Below are 17,291 nucleotides of genomic sequence, written 5' to 3' on the forward strand. Positions count from 1 at the left end.
TCAGGGCGACGTCGTCAGTCGAGGCTGATCCCCGCGGCGCGCAGGTTGCGGTACAGCCGGCGCAGGTTCGTCAGATTGACTTCCAGCATCTCGGAACGCCGCGGATCGGCGACCGCGGCGGTGGGCGCGATGACCCCGCCCTTCACCCGCACGCACTGCCCGGTCTCGACCATCTTGGCCACGTGCCGCCGGGTGGTCTCGTAGGGCAGGCCCAGATTGGCCGAGAGCGCCAGGATGCTGACCGGCCGGCGGACCTCATCGGGCGGAGGGCTGTCGAGGCTGTCGAAGCCGCTCGACACCCGGTCCAGGTGCGAGACGTTGGCCTGCACCAGCGCCAGGTTGACCAGGCCGGTGAGCAGCTCGCCGTTGGCCAGTTCGCCGATCATCTTGAGCGAGCGCAGCAGGTAGTCCGCCGAGATCCGCGCGGCGAGCCGGCTCTTGTCCGGCGGATCGGGCGGGCCCAGGGCCCCCGTCGCATCCTCGGTCATCGCTGCGCGCCGGCTACCAAATCCGCACCCGTTGGTCGGGCGCGATATAGAGCTTGTCGCCGGGCTTGACGCCAAAGGCGGCGTACCAGGCGTCGATGTTCCTCACCGGGCCGTTCACCCGGTACTGCCGCGGCGAATGCGGATCGCTGACCACCTGGCGGCGCACGGCGTCGTCGCGCAGCTTCCCGCGCCAGGCCTGCGCCCAGCCCAGGAACACCCGCTGGTCGCCGGTCAGCCCGTCGATCACCGGCGCGGGCTTGCCGTGCAGGCTCGCGTGGTAGGCGTCGAGGCCCAGGGTCAGGCCGCCCAGGTCGGCGATGTTCTCGCCCATGGTCAGGTCGCCGTTCACATGGGCGCCGGGCAAGGGCTCGTAGGCGGAGTACTGAGCGCCGAACGCCTTGGCGCGGGCCTCGAAGATCTTGGCGTCGGCCGGCGCCCACCAGTCGCGCAGCCGGCCTTGCGAGTCGTACTTGCGGCCCTGGTCGTCGAAGCCGTGGGTCAGCTCGTGGCCGATCACCCCGCCCACCGCGCCATAGTTGACCGCCGGGTCCGCGCCGGGGTCGAAGATCGGCGGCTGCAGGATCACCGCGGGGAAGACGATGTCGATCAGCGAGCCGTTGTAGGCGTCGTTGGTCTGCGGGGTCATGCCCCAGTCGCCGCGGTCGACCGGCCCGTTCTGCCGCGCCACATAGAAGGCCCAGTCCGCCTGGGCGGCGCGCAGCACGTCGCCCACTAGGTCGTCGTCGCGGATCACCACCTTGGAATAGTCGCGCGGCTTGTCCGGGTAGCCGACCTTGACGGTGTAGGCGGCCAGCTTCTTCAGCGCCTCGGTCTTGGTCGCCGGGCTCATCCAGTCGAGCTTCCCGATCCGCGCGGCGTAGGCGGTCTTCAGGTCGGCGACCAGGGCCTGCACCTTGGCCTTGGCGGCCGGTGGGAAGTAGCGGGCGGTGTAGAGCTGGCCCACCGCCCAGCCGAGGGTGCCGAAGCGGTCGGAACGGTCGCCTGCGGCGAAGTCTCCGCCGCTCACCGCATGGACGCCGCGCTTCCAGCGGACCTCTTCCTCGTCCTGGCCGGTCAGGGTCTTCTTGCGGAAGGCGAAGAAGGCGTCGTCGAAGGGCTTTGAGAGGTAGGGCGCGGCGTTGTCGGCCACGTTGAAGGCGAGCCAGGCCTGCAGCACGTCCACCGGGGCGGCGCCATAGATCGCGGCGATCTTGGGGAAGGCGGTCTTCTCGACCACCACCACCTTGGCTGGGGATCCCAGGTCGGCGGCCGCCAGGAAGGCGCGCCAGGGGAAGCCCGGCGCGGCCGCCTCGAGCTGCGGCAAACTATAGGGGTTGTAGGTGGTGTCGGGGTTGCGTTCTTCGGCCTTGGTCCAGCTGGCCTCGGCGATCCGGGTCTCAAGCGCGACGATCGCCGCCGCCTTGGCCTTGGCGTCGGGCCAGCCCTCGAGCGTCAGCAGCGTCTCGACATAGGCCTGGTAGGCCGCCTTCTTCTCGGCGAAGGCGCTCTGCAGGTAGTAGTCGCGGTCGGGCAGGCCCAGGCCCGCCTGGGCCAGGAAGATGGCGTAGTGGCTGATGTCCTTGGCGTCGACGTCGAGGCCGATGCCGAACGCTCCGCTCTCGAAGTCCTTCACCTGGCGGCCCATCAGGGCGCCCAACTGCTCGCGGGTCGTGGCCGCGCGGATGGCGGCGAGCTGGGGGGCGATGGGCGTCGCGCCCAGCGCCTCCACGCGGCCCTCGTCCATGAAGGCCCTGTAGAAAGCGCCCACCTTGCCCTCGACATCTGTCGGCGCGTGGCCGGCCTTGGCCGCGGCGTCCTCCATGATCGCGTGCAGGCGCGCCTCGGCTAGGTCGCTCTCGTAGGTGCGCAGGCTGACGGCGGGCTTGTCGGCAGGGATCGGCGTGCGGTCCAGCCAGGCGCCATTGGCATAGCGGAAGAAGTCGTCGCCGGGCCGGGTCTTCGGGTCCTGGGCGGTGAGGTCGACGCCCCAGGCGCCGTACTTCAGCGCGGCGGGTTCGGCAGCGCGCGCGGCCCCGGCCGTCAGGGTCAGGATCACGGCCAGCGCCGCGGCGGACTTCGACATCGACGAGGATCCCTTGCACCTTCGGACCGGGTCGAGGTCATCACCGCCCATAGGTCTGGTCAAGCTAGCCGTCTGGACGCTGGCCCGTACCGCTTTTCCGAGACACAATCGGGAAACAGCCGCGCTCTAGAGAGCCGTAAAAGACTTTTGGGGGAGCCTGGAAATGACCGCGCATCGCACTCTGACCGCCGCCGCCTTCGCGCTGGGCCTCGTCGCCCTGCCGGCTGCGGCTCTGGCGCAAGGCGGCCCTGCCGCCACGATCAAGCAGGGCGCGCTGCAAGGCGCCTCGGTCGAGGGCGTGGAAGAGTTCTGGGGCATCCCCTACGCCGCCCCGCCGGTGGGCGACCTGCGCTGGAAGCCGCCCGCGGCCGCCCAACCCTGGACCGGAACCCGCGACGCCGCCAAGGCCGGCGCCTCCTGCCAGCCGGCCCGCGACGGCTCGCAGATCGAGGACTGCCTGTTCGCCAACGTCACCCGGCCCGCCGGCGCCAAGGCCGGCCAGAAGCTGCCGGTCTATGTCTGGATCCACGGCGGCGGCTTCACCATCGGCTCGTCCACCGGCGCCTTCGGGGCGCAGACCGACGGCATCCAGTTCGCCAAGGAAGGCATCGTCACCGTCTCGGTCAGCTACCGCCTGGGCCGCGCCGGCTGGTTCGCCCATCCGGCGCTCTGCAAGGAAGGCCCCTGCGGCAACTACGGCCTGATGGACCAGATCGCCGCCCTGAAGTGGGTGAAGGCCAATATCGCCAGCTTCGGCGGCGACCCGAACAACGTGACCATCGGCGGCGAGAGCGCCGGCGGCATCTCGGTCTTGGAGCTGATGCTGGCCCCCGACGCGCGCGGCCTGTTCCAGAAGGCGATCGGCGAATCGAGCTTTGGCCGCCTGGAGCCCACCTCCATGGCCGACGCCCAGGCCGCCGGCATGAAGGCGGCCGCCCAGGCCGGCGTCACCGGCGAGGACGCCGCGGCCGCCGCGGCGCTGCGCAAGGTCTCCCTGAGCGCCATGCCCTACACCGGCCCCTTCACCAGCCGGGCCGGCCCGATCCTCGACGGCCGCTATGTGCAGGGCGGCATCGCCGAGGGCTTCGCCGCCGGCAAGCAGGCCAAGGTGCCGCTGCTGATCGGCGGCAACTCCAACGAGGCCAGCCTGTTCCGGCCGCAGGCCGCGGCGGTTGACGCCATCCCGGCCGACCGCAAGGCCGCCGCCATGGCCGCCTTCGACCCGCAGGCCAAAGGCGATAAGGCCCAGATGGCCAACGACATGGCCACGCGCCAGTACATCACCGAGCCGGACCGCTTCATCAGCCGCGCCCAGACCAAGGCCGGCCAGCCGGTCTACACCTACTACTTCTCCTACGTGAGCCCGGGCCAGAAAGCGCAGACGCCGTTCGGCGCGCCGCACACCGCCGAGATCAAGTACGCCTTCGCCGGGCCCAAGCAGCAGTTCGCCGACGTCGACCTGCCGCTGGCCAAGGCGGTCAACGCCTACTGGGCGGCCTTCATCAAGACCGGCAATCCCGACAGCGCCGGCGGCCCGGCCTGGCCGAAGTTCGCGCCCGGCGAGACCTATATGGAGTTCAGCGCCGCAGGCCCGCAGCCGCACGAGCACTTCCTGAAGGCCGAGCTCGATTGGCAGGAAGCCACTGTGAAAGCCGGTGGGAGCGCCTCGCCGACGGCGCCGAAGTAGGGCTAGTCCCAAGTTCCGTCATCCTCCGGTCAGCCGCAGGCTGGTCCGGGGGACCCAAGCTGAATTGCACCAAAAGGCGAGGCCGCATGAATCCCCCGGATCGCCTCTTCGGGCGACCGGAGGATGACGGTCTATTGGGGCGGATTCCGCTTCAGGCGCGCTTCTTTGCCGCCGTCTTGCGTGAAGCCGCGGGCTTCTTGGCGCTCGAACGCGGAGCTGCGGTCTTGCGCCGCTCGCCGCCGCCGGTCTGGCCGAGGCTGCGCTTGAGCGCCTCCATAAGGTCGATGACCTCGGCCTCCTTGGGCTCTTCCGGGGCGGTGACGGTGTGGCCCTTTTCCTTCTCCTTGATCAGGGCCCGGAGCGCATCCTCGTAGCGGTCGGTGAACTGGCTGGGGTCGAAGGGGCCTTCCAGCTGGTCGATGATCTTGGCGGCGATGTCGACCATCTGGGCCGGCGGCTTGGCGGCCTTGATGTGGCTGAAGATCTCGTCGGCCTGGCGCACCTCGCGCTTGTTGCGGATGGTGTAGGCGATGATGCCCTTTTCGTGGGTCTCCAGCGCCATCAGCCGCTCCCGCTGGTGCATGACCAGGCGGCCCAGCGCCACCTTGCCGGCCTTCTTCATCGCCTCGCGGATGACGCTGAACGCCTCCAACGCCATGTCGCCGTCGGGCGCCAGGAAGTAGGGATCGTTCCAGTAGAGGCGGTCGATGTCGGCGTCGTCGACGAAGCGTTCGATGTCGAGGGTGCGCGTGGTCTCCAGCCGCACCGCCTTGATCTCCTCGTCGGTGATGACGACGTAGCGGCCCTTCTCGATCTCGTAGCCCTTGACGATGTCCGCGCGGTCGATGGGGCCGCTCTCCGGGTCGGTCGGGATCATCCGCACCCGGTTGTGCGTCGTCTTCGACAGCATGTTGAAGTGCATCTCGCCGGTGCGCGAGGTGGCCGTGTAGAGCGCCACCGGGCAGCTCACCAAGGACAGCCGCAGGTAGCCCTGCCAGGTCGGACGGGTGGCCATGGTCGCGCGATCCCCTTGATGCGATTCTGCAAACGCCGTGGCGGCGGATCGGTTCGAGAGTCAGTTCAAAGACTTAGCCGGCGCCGTGGGCGCGCTACTTCCCGCCCAGCGCCAGGCCCGGCAGCGTCGACGCCTGTTCGGCGTCGAGCTGGGTCTTGCGGAAGTGGGTGCGCACGCCGCTGTCCTTGCCGAACTCCATGAGCTGATCGCCCGCCGGCGTGTAGGCGGGCCAGGGCTGGCCGCCGCACTTGGGCGCGCCGGTCTTGGCGAAGCTCACCCAGCAGGCGTGCATCAGGTCGGCGACCTGCTGGTCCTTGGCGCTGACCATGCTGGGCGGCGTGCGCCGGCCCCAGTAGTCCCAGGCGTACTGGATCTCGTCGGCATGGCTGGCGCGGGTCTTGGACGGCGGGAAGCGCGAGCCGACGTAGGAGAAGTAGTAGAGCCAGCTCGGCTGGCCGCCCGAGGTCTCCGCCGCCACCCAGCGGGCCGGACCGCCCATCACCCGGTCGGTGAAGACGGCGCGGGCGAAGACGTCGGGGCCGGCGGCGGCCTCTGCGGCATAGGCCGGCTTCACGTCGGCCGGGATGCGTGAGAGCGCCGCCTCGCCCAGGGTCACCGGGCCCATCAGCGAGTCCTCGCCGGAGTTGGAGCCGATGATCAGCGGCACGTCGGGGATGTGGCGCCGCGCGATGGCCTGGCTGTCGGTCTCGGTCATCAGCTTGCCGTCGATGAAGGGCCCGTAGTTGCCGTTGACCGCGGCCAGCTTGTCGGCCGGCAGGGCCCGCAGGTCCGCCGCCGTAGCGGTTTCCGGGACGCCGGCCCGGGTCATGGCGGCCAGGCCGATCTTCTCCTGGTCGGCCAGGGTCGAGGGCGTCGTCCAGCCCAGGCCGCTCTCGACAATGGCCTTCTGATAGAGCCCCCTGGCCGAGGGCGTGGCCATGAGGGCGAGCGTGCTCTGCCCGCCGGCGCTCTCGCCGAAGATGGTGACGTTCTTCGGATCGCCGCCGAAGGCCGCGATGTTCCGCTGCACCCACTTCAGGGCCGCGATCTGGTCCATCAGGCCATAGTCGCCGAGCGGCTCGCCGGGCTTGGCGGCCCTGGTCAGCGCCGGATGGGCGAAGTAGCCGAGCGCGCCCAGCCGGTAGTTGATCGCCACCACCACCACGCCGTCGCGGGCGAAGTTCTCGCCGCCGTAGATCCAGCCCGCGCCCGTGCGGTGGCCGCCGCCGTGGATCCAAACCATCACCGGCGCGCCCCTGGCGTGTGGGGGCGCGAAGACGTTGAGCTGCAGGCAGTCCTCGGACGTCGGCCCGTTGGCGCCGCCGGAATTGGGCGAGCCGTCCGCGTTCATCGGCTGCGGGCAGGACGGGCCGGGCTCGGCGGCGGGGCGCGGCGCGGTCCAGGCCTTCACCGGCTGCGGCGGCGTCCAGCGCAGGGCGCCCACCGGCGGCGCGGCGAAGGGGATGTTGCGGAAGACGAGGTCCTTGCCCTCATCCACGCCGACCACCGGGCCGGAGTCGATCTTCACGGTGACCGGCTTGCCCTGCGACGGCGGCAGGGCCTGGGCTGCAACCGTCGTGGCGATCAGCGCCGCGGCGGCGCCCGTGAGCGCCCCGCGGATGGCGGCGAAACGATCCATGACTTCCCTCCCGCCGGCGTCGGCCGGTCTCGCAAGCGACCATCCGGCCTAAGCCGCCGCGAGGTCAAGCCGGCGCAACGGCACCTTGACTCCCGGCGCTTCAGTTATAGAACAAAGATGGAACGAAAGGAGTCCGCAAAGCCATGTCCGATTTTCGCGCAGAGCGGCTGCGGGCCGCGCGGGCGAAGATCGCCGTCCTGGAGACGGACGGGCGCCCCGACGCCGGGACCCTGCCCTTCGGCGATCCTCGGATCGACGGCTGCCTGCCGGGCGGCGGCCTGCCGCTGGGCCGCTGGCACGAGGTCTGCGGCGAGGGGCTGGAGGTCGAGACCGCCGCCGCCCCCGCCGCCTTCACCGCCCTCCTGGTCGCGCCGCTCGCCCGGCGGGGCGAGGTAGTCTGGGTGCTGCGCCGCGACGACCTGTGGGCGCCGGGCCTGGTCGGTCTGGGCTTCCCGCCGGAGCGGCTGATCCAGGTCTGCGCCCGCGACGAGGCCGAGGCGCTGTCGGTGATGGAAGATGCGCTCGCCACCGTGGGCGTGGCCGCCGTGGTGGGCGAGGTCGAGGCCGCCGACCTGACCGCCGGACGGCGCCTGCAGCTCGCCTGCGAGAAGCAGCGGGCGACCGGCTTCCTGATCCGGCGACGGCCCTATGGCGGGACGGCCCGGCGCGAGGCCACAGGCTCGGCGGCGGCCACCCGCTGGCGGGTCGCCTCCGCGCCGTCGGAGCCGCCAGCCGCGGCGTTCGGCCTGGGCGATCCGCGCTTCCGCGTCGCCCTGGAGCGCTGCCGCGGCGGGCGCACCGGCGCCTGGCTGATGCAGGCCGACGGGGCCTACTCACAGGAGATGACGGATGTCGCGCATCCTCTGCGCCTGGTCGCCGAGTTGGGCGATCGCCAACTGGCGCCGGCGCAACCCCTCCGACTCGCCGGCTGAGCCCTTCGCCCTGATCGAGACCGTGCGGGCCGTGCGGCGGCTCTCGGCGGTCAGCGAGACGGCGAGCCGCCTGGGCCTCTCGGTCGGCCAGAAGGCCACCGACGCGATGGCCCTGGTCCCGGAGCTTACGACCGCCGAGGCTGAGCCTGAGGCGGACGCCACGGCGCTGACCGCGCTCGGCGACTGGTGCGTGCGCTTTTCCCCCGCCGTGGCCATCGACGCCCCGGACGGCCTATTCCTCGACGTGACCGGGGTCGACCATCTGTGGGGCGGCGAGGCGGCCCTGCTGGAGGACATCCGCCGCCGCCTGGCCGCCAATGGCCTGCCGTTCCGCGCCGCCATCGCCGACACGCCCGGCGCGGCCTGGGCGCTGGCCCACTATGGCGAGGACGGCGCCATCGCCCCGCCCGGCGGCCAAGGGCCGCTGCTGGCGCCGTTGCGCCCCGCCGCCTTGCGCTTCGACCAGGAAACCTGGGCGCAGATTGAGCGCCTGGGCCTGCGGCAGGCCGGCCAGCTGATGGCCATCCCGCGCGGCCCCTTCGCGCGGCGCTTCGGGCGCGGGGCGCTTCTGCGCCTGGACCAGGCCTTGGGTCGCGAGGCCGAGGCCCTGGAATTCCGCCGCCCGCCGACGCCCTGGTTCGCGCGCCTGGCCTTCGCCGAGCCGATCAGCGAGCCGGAGGACCTGGCCCGCGTCGCCTTCGACGTGGCCGCCAAGCTCTGCGCGCGGCTGGAGGCCGAGAACCAGGGCGCGCGGCGCTTCGAGATCGCCTTCCATCGCCTGGACGGCAAGACCCTGCCGCTGCAGGTGGGCCTGACGCTGCCCGGCCGCGACGCCCGGCGGATCGCCAAGCTGTTCGCCCCCAAGCTGGAGACCGTCGACCCGGGCTTCGGGATCGAGGTCGTGACGATCACCGCCGAGGACGTCGAACCGATCTCCAGCCGCCAGGCCCGGCTGGACACCGCCCGCGAGGCCACGGTGGAAGAGGGCCTGGCGCCCCTCGTCGACCGCCTGGTCAACCGCCTCGGCGAGGACCGCGTCTGGCGCGCGGCGCCGGTGGAAAGCCATGTGCCGGAGCTGGCCGTGGGCCGCGCCCGCCCACTCTCCAAGTCGATGGATGGGGCCAAACCGAAGGACAAGCCGCGGCCCTGGGACCCGACGGCGCCGCGCCCGGCGCGCCTGTTCCGCCGCCCGGAGCCGGTGGACATGGTCCTGGCCATCACCCCCGACGACCCGCCCAGCCAGTTCCGCTGGCGCGGCCAGGTCCACCGGGTGCGCCGGGCCGAGGGGCCGGAGCGGATCGGCGAGGAATGGTGGAAAGCCGCCATCGAGGACGCCGATACCCGCCACGTGCGCGACTATTATCGGGTGGAGGACGCCGAGGGCGCCCGCTTCTGGCTGTTCCGCGCCGGCCTCTACGGCGACCCGGCTGCGCCCCCGCAATGGTGGCTGCACGGGGTGTTCGGATGAGCGTCCGCTACGCCGAGCTGCAGGCGGCCAGCAACTTCTCCTTCCTGCGCGGCGCCTCGCACCCGTGGGAGCTGATGGCCGGCGCCGCGGGCCTGGGCCTGGAGGCGCTGGGCGTCTGCGACCGCAACTCCCTGGCCGGCGTGGTGCGCGCCTGGCGGGCGAAGAAGGACCTGCTGGCCGGGACCAGGACCCGCGACCTGACCGGCTGCCGCCTGGACTTCGCCGACGGGACCCCGAGCCTGCTGGTCTATCCGTCGGACCGGGAGGCCTACGGCCGGCTGACCCGCCTGCTGACGCTTGGCCAGCGGCGGGCGGAGAAGGCGGCGTGCGAGCTGCATTGGCGCGACTTCCTGGACCACGCCGAGGGTCAGCTGGTCCTGGTCACGCCGCCGGATGCGCTCGACGCGGCCTTCGAGGGCGAGCTGCGGCGGATCGCCGGCGAATTGCGCGGAAACCTCTGGCTGGCCGCCGCCCGGCGCTACGGCCCGCGCGACCTGCAGCGGCTGTCGCAGCTCGCCGCCCTGGCCCAGGCTCATGGCGCACCCCTCGTGGCCACCAACGACGTCCTCTACCACGGCCCCGAGCGGCGGGCGTTGCAGGACGTGCTGACCTGCATCCGCGAGGGCTGCACGATCCAGGACGCGGGCCTCAAGCTGCAGGCCAACGCCGAGCGACACCTGAAGTCGCCGGACGAGATGGCCCGTCTGTTCGCGAAGTTCCCGGGCGCGGTGGAGCGCAGCGTCGAGATCGCCGAGCGCATCGGCTTCGACCTTGGCCAGCTGCGCTACGAATACCCCGACGAGCCGGTGCCCCCGGGCGACACCGCCATCCACCACCTGCGCCGGCTGACCTGGCGCGGCGCGCAATACCGCTTCCAGAAGGGCCTGCGCCAGAAGGAGCGGCGGACCATCAAGCGCGAACTCGACCTCATCGAGAAACTGGCTGTCCCCAACTACTTCCTGACCGTCCACGACATCGTCAGATGGGCGCGCGAGCAGGACATCCTCTGCCAGGGCCGCGGCTCGGCGGCCAATTCCTGCGTCTGCTACTGCCTGGAGGTCACCGCGGTCGACCCGACCAAGGACGACCAGGACCTGCTGTTTTCGCGCTTCCTGTCGGAGGAACGGGGCGAGCCGCCGGACATCGACGTCGACTTCGAGCACGAGCGGCGCGAGGAGGTGATGCAGTACGTCTACCGCCGCTACGGCCGCGAGCGGGCGGCGATCGTGGCCACGGTCATCCACTACCGCCCGCGCATGGCGATCCGCCAGGTCGGCCAGGCGCTGGGCCTGACCGAGGACATCACCGCGGCGCTGGCGAACACCGTCTGGGGCAGCTGGGGCGACAATGTCGCCGACGACCACATCCGCCAGGTGGGCCTCGACCCGGACAATCTTGAGATCCGCCGCGCCACCGCCATCGCCGGCCAGCTGCTGGGCTTCCCGCGCCACCTGTCACAGCACGTGGGCGGCTATGTCCTAACCAAGCGCCGGCTGGACGAGACCGTGCCCATCGGCAACGCGGCCATGAAGGACCGCACCTTCATCGAATGGGACAAAGATGACATCGAAGCCATCGGCCTGATGAAGGTCGACGTCCTGGCGCTGGGCATGCTGACCGCGCTGAAGCGCAGCTTCGACATGCTGCCGCCCCTGGAGGATGGCCGTCGCATCACCGACATCGCGCACATCCCGCAGGAGGACCCGGCGGTCTACGACATGCTCTGCAAGGGCGATTCCGTGGGCGTCTTCCAGGTCGAGAGCCGCGCGCAGATGTCGATGCTCCCGCGGCTGAAACCGCGGAAATTCTACGACCTGGTGATCGAGGTGGCCATCGTGCGGCCCGGCCCGATCCAGGGCGACATGGTGCATCCCTATCTGCGGCGGCGCGACGGACTGGAGGAGCCGGAATACCCCGCGCCGTCCGCCGCGCACGGCCCCCGGGACGAGCTGAAGCATGTGCTCCACAAGACCTTCGGCGTGCCGCTGTTCCAGGAGCAGGCGATGCGGCTGGCCATCGAGGCGGCCAAGTTTACCGACGACGAAGCCGACGGCCTGCGCCGCTCCATGGCCACCTTCCGCGCCGACGGGCGGCTGTGGGAGTACCGCGAGAAGTTCATCGAGGGCATGGCCCGGCGCGGCTACCAGCGCGACTTCGCCGAGCGGTGCTTCAAGCAGATCGAGGGCTTCGGCTCCTACGGCTTCCCGGAGAGCCACGCGATCAGCTTCGCGATCCTGGTCTACGTCTCGGCCTGGGTGAAACATCATCACCCGGAGGTGTTCTGCGCGGCCCTGCTCAACAGCCAGCCCATGGGCTTCTACCAGCCGGCCCAACTGGTCCGCGACGCCAAGGACCATGCGGTCGAGGTGCGCCCGCCAGACATCATCGCCAGCGACTGGGACTGCACCCTGGAGCCGGCCGCCGACCCGGCCTCGCGCCTGCGCGCCTTGCGGCTCGGCCTGCGGCAGATCAAGGGGTTCAAGGAAGACGAAGCCCTGGCCTTCATGGGACGCCGCGCCCAGGGTCTGGTGACCCTGGACGACTACATCCTGCGCTCCGGCCTTTCCCGGCGCGGTCTGGAGCTGCTGGCCGAGGCCGACGCCTTCCGGGCCTTGGGGCTATCGCGCCGCGAGGCCTTGTGGGCGGTGAAGGGCAAGGCCGACGAGGTAGGCGCGGAACGCCACGCCCCGCTGGTCGCCCGCCAGAGCGTCAAGGAAGTCCAGGTCCAGCTGCCCTTCATGTCCCTGCCGAAGGAGGTGGCCGAGGACTACCGGACCACCAGCCTGTCGCTGAAGAAGCACCCCGTCAGCTTCTACCGGTCCGAGCTGGAGGCGCTCCGCACCGTGCGCTGCGCCGACCTCGCGAAGCTCGCGAACAACACGCGGGCCTCGGTGGGCGGGCTGGTGCTGGTGCGCCAGCGGCCGGGCACCGCCAAGGGCGTGGTGTTCCTGACCCTGGAGGACGAGACCGGGATCGCCAACATCGTCTGCTGGCAGGACGTCTTCCAGGCCAACCGCCGCCTGGTGATGAGCGCGTCCTTCCTGGTGGTGCATGGGCGGATCCAGAAAGCCAGCGACGTGATCCACGTGGTGGCCGAACGCTTCACCGACCTTTCCGGCCGGCTCGCCGAGATGCGCGACCACGAGGACGGCCCGGCCGCCGCGCCGCCGCCGCCCCACGCCCGCGTCACCTCGTGCCTGGTCCGCAGCCGCGATTTCCATTGAGGCTTGGCGGCGGCGCTTCGGGCCGCCATGCTGAAGCCATGACAACGGCGAAGAAGCCCCGCGTCCCAAGGGGCCCCAACGCAGAGCGCCGGGCTGCGACCCGGGCGAAGATCATGGAGGCGGCGGTGCGCTGCCTGGCCGAGTTCGGCTATGCGGCGACGTCCACGCCCCTGGTGGCCAAGCTGGCCAAGGTCAGCCGCGGCTCCCTGCTGCACCAGTTCCCCACCAAGATCGACCTGATGCTGGCGGTGGCCGACTACGCCTCCGGGGCCCGCGGCGCGAAGGTGCGCGAGCACCTGGCGCCCTACCCGGACGGGCCGGACCGCTTCCTGCACGGGGTGGACGCGGTCTGGGCCTCGCTGCACGAGCCCGCCGCCATCGCGTTGATGGAGGTGACCATCGCCGCGCGCAGCGACCCCGAACTGGCCGAGCGCTATCCGCAGTTCGCCGGCGACCTGGAGGCCGGCCTGCACCGCGCCCGCATCCGCATGGCCGAATACCTGGGCGTGCCGGAACGGCTGGAGGAGATCGAGGCTGTGGCGCACCTGACCCGAGTGGCGCTGAACGGCCTGGCCATGGACTCGGTGTTCATCGGCCGCGTCTCGCCCGACGCCGACAAGGTGCTGGCGCTGCTGAAATCGATCCGCCGGCGGCTGCTGGACAGCCTGCAGGCCGGCGCGGACACGCCTGTAAGCAAGGTTGACCATAAATAGCGGGCAAGCCTAAGCTTGCCGCCAATCGGGGGCCGGGCTCGCCAGGCCACGCGCCCTCAAAGGCAGAGACCTGGCTGGGGAGGCAAACATGGCAGACGACTCCAAACCGCTGGAGTCCGGCCGGGCGACCGTGTCGGACCGCAGGACTGTATTGATCGCCGGCGCCGCGCTGGCCGCGGCCGCCGCCGCGCCCAAGGCCATGGCCCAGGCGCCGACCCCGCCGGCCGCAGCGCCCGCCGGCCTCGCGGCCGGCGGCGGATCCTCGAAGCTGTTCCAGGTGACCGACACCGCGAGCGGCAAGGTGCAGGGCATCGCCAACGGCCCGGTCTGGGAGTTCAAGGGGGTCCCCTACGGCGCGCCCACCGGCGGCAAGAACCGCTACATGCCGCCGCAGAAGGCCGCGCCCTGGAAGGGCGTGCGCGAGTGCTTCGCCTTCACCTCGGTCTGCCCGCAGGTCCAGGCCGACATCCGCGGCGAGTACGGCCAGTTCATCATGTGGGACCGCCAGGTCGGCGGCATGGGCGAGGACTGCCTGTCGCTGAACGTCTGGACCCCCACCGTCGACCGTAGCGCCAAGAAGGCGGTGATGGTCTCGTTCCACGGCGGCGGCTTCGCCACCGGCTCCGGCAACGCCCCGGGCTTCGACGGCAAGAACCTCGCCTACTACGGCGACGTGGTGGTGGTCTGCATCAACCACCGGCTGGCGAGCTTCGGCTACACCAACCTGGTGGGCGCGGGCGCGCCGGAGGCGTTCAAGTACGCCGGTGTCTGCGGGGCCATGGACATGGTCGCCGCCCTGCAGTGGGTGCGCGACAACATCGAGAACTTCGGCGGCGACCCCAGCCGCGTGATGATCTTCGGCCAGTCCGGCGGCGGGGCGAAAACCTCGACCGTCCTGGCCATGCCGCCGGCCAAGGGCCTCTTCCACCGCGCCGCCGTCCAGTCGGGCTCGGCGCTCAGGCTGGTGACGCCGGAGGCCGGCGCGGAGACGGCGGAGAAGTTCATCCGCCAGCTGGGCCTCACCAAGGCCAACATCGCCGACATCCAGAAGCTGTCCTGGCAGCAGCTGCTGGAGGCCCAGACGGCGGCTGGCGGCAACTTCTCGCCGGTGATCGGCACCGACGCCCTGCCCAACCATCCCTTCGACCCGGTGGCGCCGGCGGTCTCGGCCGATGTGCCGATGATCGTCTCCACCTGCCTGGAAGACGCGGCCCTCAGCCTGACCAACTTCACCCTGACCGAGGACGGGCTGACCGCCCTCTTCAACCAGCGCTGGCCGGGCAAGGGCAAGGAGCTGGTCGCCCTCTACCGCCGCTACGACCCGATCGCCACGCCGTTCCTGATCCAGGCCCAGGCCTTCACCGACGCGGGCGCGCGCCGCGCCGCCTACACCCAGGCCGCGCGCAAGGCCGCGCTGGGCGCCGGGCCGGCCTATGTCTACCAGTGGAACTGGCGGACCCCGGGCTACGACGGCCAGTTCGGCGCGGTGCACGGGATCGACGTCTCGGCGTCCTTCCACTCGGTGCGCGACGGCTTCTTCGCGGGCTCGACCAACGGCAAGCGGATGGCCGACCGGCTGGCGGGGACCTTCGCGGCGTTCGCCAAGACCGGCGATCCCAACAACGGCCACATCCCGCCGTGGAAGCCCTACAGCGACGCCCAGCGCAACGTCATGCTGTTCGACAACGACACCCGGCAGGAGGTCAATCCTCGCGCCGAGATCCGGGCCTATTGGGACACAAACCCGCCGCCGCCGACCGCGCGCGGCTAAGGGGAGGACAAGGCGATGGCCAAGAAGCTCACCGGCGACGTCAGCCGCCGAGACCTGATCCAGGTCGCCACTCTGGCCGCCACGGCGGCGGGCGCAGCGGCAACCTCCAAACCCGCGGCGGCCCAGCCGGCGCTGGGCCAGCCGCCGGCCCCGGCCTCGGAGCGCATCCTCGGCGACTCCACGCCGGTGGGCGGCATCTTCTGGACGGTCGAGACCACCGCCGGGAAGGTCGAGGGCATCGCCAACGGCCGCGTGAAGGAGTTCAAGGGCATCCCCTACGCCGCCCCCACCGGCGGCAAGAACCGCTACATGCCGCCGAAGCCGCCGGCGCCCTGGACGGGCGTCAGGAACTGTATCGGCTACGGCCCGATCTCGCCCCAGACGCCCGCATCGCTGGAGAGCGACTATTCGATGATGATCGCCTGGGACCGGCATGTGGGGCCGGGCGGCATGGGCGAGGACTGCCTGAACCTCAACGTCTGGACCCCCAGCGTCAACGACAACGCCAAACGGCCGGTGCTGGTCAGCTTCCACGGCGGCGGCTGGGCCACCGGCTCCGGCAACGGGCCGATGTACGACGGGGCGCAGATGGCCCGGCTGGGCGACGTGGTGGTGGTGACCGTCAACCACCGCCTGGCGGCCAACGGCTACCTGCACCTGGCCGGCCTCGGCGCGCCGGCGGAGTTCGCCCACGCCGGCAATTGCGGCGTCATGGACATGGTGGCCTCCCTCCGGTGGGTGCGCGACAACATCGGCCGGTTCGGCGGCGACCCTGGCCGGGTGATGATCTTCGGCCAGTCGGGCGGCGGCTCGAAGACCTCGACGCTGCTGGCTGTGCCCTCGGCCAAGGGCCTGTTCCACCGCGCCGCGGTGCAGTCGGGCTCGACGCTGAAGCAGGCGACGCCGGAGGAGGCGACCGCCGAGGCCGAGAAGCTCCTGAAGACCCTCGGCATCGCCAAGGGCAATGCGGCCGCGATCCAGGCCGTGCCCTGGCAGAAGCTCTTGGAGGCCCAGGTCGCTTCCAACGCCAACTTCCGCCCGGTGATCGGCGACGACACCCTGCCGCACCACCCCTTCGATCCGGCCGCGCCGCCGGAGTCGGCGGACGTGCCGGTGATCATCTCCACCACCCTGCACGACGCGGCCCTGCGCCTGAGCAACTTCGACCTCGACGAGGCGGGCCTTGCCGCCCTGTTCCGCCAGCGGTTCGGCGCCAAGGGCCCCGACATCCTGGCCACCTACCGCCACGAGAACCCGCGCCAGACGCCCTACCTCACCCAGGCCGAGGCCTTCACCGACGCCACCCGCGGCGCCTCGCAGATCCAGGCCCTGCGCAAGGCCGCACAAGGCCGCGCGCCCGCCTACATGTACGTCTGGGACTGGGCGACGCCGGCCTTCGACGGCAAGTTCGGCGCGGTGCACGGCCACGACGTGGAGGCGAGCTTCCACCTGTCGCGCAACCCGATCGGCGGCGCCGGCATGAAGCCCGGGCGGCAGATGAGCGACCGCCTGTCGGCGACCTGGGTGGCCTTCGCGACCACCGGCGACCCGAACAACAGCCTGATCCCGCACTGGCCCGCCTACGACCGCCAGCGCCGCGCGACCATGGTGTTCAACGACGAGATGAAGGTCGTCGACGACTACCGCGGCGAGTTCGTACGGATGATCGCGGATGCCGTGCCGAACGCGCCGGATCCGCGGAAGGCCTAAGGCATGTCCGCTCCTCTGCCAGATGCGAAGCATCGTGGGAGAGGAGCAGGTCTCGCTGGAGGCCCTAGCCGGTGTTGGGTGGAGCTGCGTCGTAGGCGAGGCCGCCGTTCAGGGACGGCCGTGGCGGCGCCTCGCAGGCGGTGAGCCGCAGCTCGCCGCCGAGGTCCATGTCGGCCTTGATCTGACGGACCAGGGTCTCGAAGGGCAGGTCGAGGAAGTCGTCGCGGCGGGCGGCTTCGTTCAGGCGCATCTGCAGGTCGTCGGTGAGGATCTCGAATTCGCCTTCGTCGCCCCCGGCCTCGTCCCAGATCAGCCGGTTCAGAGCGCCGCGCACTCGGCGCTTGCGGTCCGCCGTCAGAGTGTGGGCCTCGGCGAGGGCCAAGTCGTCGTCGTCCTCACATTCTGGTTCGGCGGTCTCGGCGGCCGCTCGCGCGTCCTCCCGCTCGGCCTCGCGGCGGGCGCGTTCGATCTTCAGCTCCAGGGCGAAGGTCTGGCGCACGCCGCGCGAGACCCGCTGGAACGCCAGGGCCAGCTTGTCGGCCTCGGCCGGCGTCTCCGCCG

12 protein-coding genes are annotated in these 17,291 nt (G+C 71.2%); 7 read left to right on the top strand and 5 right to left on the bottom strand.

Annotated elements, in window-relative coordinates; all coding sequences use genetic code 11:
* Positions 1 to 14: 14 nt before the first annotated feature.
* Both E8A49_RS09240 and E8A49_RS09245 read right to left on the bottom strand, forming a co-directional pair.
* Entirely contained in the window at positions 15 to 488 is a 474-nt protein-coding gene (locus tag E8A49_RS09240) for a hypothetical protein (RefSeq protein WP_293379453.1), read from the bottom strand.
* Positions 489 to 501: 13 nt separating this feature from the next.
* Entirely contained in the window at positions 502 to 2,571 is a 2,070-nt protein-coding gene (locus E8A49_RS09245) for a M13-type metalloendopeptidase (protein WP_293379456.1), read from the bottom strand.
* Positions 2,572 to 2,734: 163 nt separating this feature from the next.
* Here E8A49_RS09245 and E8A49_RS09250 point away from each other — a divergent pair, with 163 nt between their 5' ends.
* Positions 2,735 to 4,258, top strand: a complete 1,524-nt coding sequence (locus E8A49_RS09250; RefSeq protein ID WP_293379459.1) for a carboxylesterase family protein — start codon at positions 2,735 to 2,737, stop codon at positions 4,256 to 4,258.
* Between the two features lie 151 nt (positions 4,259 to 4,409).
* Here E8A49_RS09250 and E8A49_RS09255 read toward each other — a convergent pair whose 3' ends face one another.
* Both E8A49_RS09255 and E8A49_RS09260 read right to left on the bottom strand, forming a co-directional pair.
* Entirely contained in the window at positions 4,410 to 5,273 is an 864-nt protein-coding gene (locus E8A49_RS09255; RefSeq protein ID WP_293379462.1) for a Ku protein, read from the bottom strand.
* A 94-nt stretch (positions 5,274 to 5,367) separates the two neighbouring features.
* Positions 5,368 to 6,912, bottom strand: coding sequence for a carboxylesterase family protein (locus E8A49_RS09260; RefSeq protein ID WP_293379465.1), 1,545 nt, complete (start codon positions 6,910 to 6,912; stop codon positions 5,368 to 5,370).
* Between the two features lie 143 nt (positions 6,913 to 7,055).
* Here E8A49_RS09260 and E8A49_RS09265 point away from each other — a divergent pair, with 143 nt between their 5' ends.
* The 6 genes from E8A49_RS09265 (at position 7,056) to E8A49_RS09290 (ending at position 16,730) form a co-directional block, all read left to right on the top strand.
* Entirely contained in the window at positions 7,056 to 7,844 is a 789-nt protein-coding gene (locus tag E8A49_RS09265) for a protein imuA (protein WP_293379468.1), read from the top strand.
* Positions 7,762 to 9,312 carry a DNA polymerase Y family protein gene (locus tag E8A49_RS09270; RefSeq protein ID WP_293379471.1) on the top strand — a complete coding sequence of 517 codons (1,551 nt, stop codon included), beginning with the start codon at positions 7,762 to 7,764 and terminating at the stop codon, positions 9,310 to 9,312. The genes E8A49_RS09265 and E8A49_RS09270 overlap by 83 nt, the downstream gene beginning before the upstream one ends.
* Positions 9,285 to 12,536 (top strand): error-prone DNA polymerase, encoded by a 3,252-nt coding sequence (locus E8A49_RS09275; RefSeq protein ID WP_293379474.1) that lies wholly within the window; start codon positions 9,285 to 9,287, stop codon positions 12,534 to 12,536. The genes E8A49_RS09270 and E8A49_RS09275 overlap by 28 nt, the downstream gene beginning before the upstream one ends.
* 113 nt (positions 12,537 to 12,649) lie before the next feature.
* A complete protein-coding gene (locus tag E8A49_RS09280) occupies positions 12,650 to 13,249 on the top strand; it encodes a TetR/AcrR family transcriptional regulator (protein WP_293379477.1) in 600 nt (199 codons plus the stop codon).
* A gap of 88 nt (positions 13,250 to 13,337) precedes the next feature.
* Positions 13,338 to 15,020, top strand: a complete 1,683-nt coding sequence (locus E8A49_RS09285) for a carboxylesterase family protein (protein WP_293379480.1) — start codon at positions 13,338 to 13,340, stop codon at positions 15,018 to 15,020.
* Between the two features lie 15 nt (positions 15,021 to 15,035).
* Positions 15,036 to 16,730 (top strand): carboxylesterase family protein, encoded by a 1,695-nt coding sequence (locus E8A49_RS09290; RefSeq protein WP_293379482.1) that lies wholly within the window; start codon positions 15,036 to 15,038, stop codon positions 16,728 to 16,730.
* A 64-nt stretch (positions 16,731 to 16,794) separates the two neighbouring features.
* Here E8A49_RS09290 and E8A49_RS09295 read toward each other — a convergent pair.
* Positions 16,795 to 17,291 (bottom strand): hypothetical protein (locus E8A49_RS09295; RefSeq protein ID WP_293379485.1); only part of this gene is annotated, 497 nt, incomplete at its 5' end.

It is taken from the genome of Phenylobacterium sp. (assembly GCF_004799515.1).
Classification (GTDB): domain Bacteria; phylum Pseudomonadota; class Alphaproteobacteria; order Caulobacterales; family Caulobacteraceae; genus Phenylobacterium.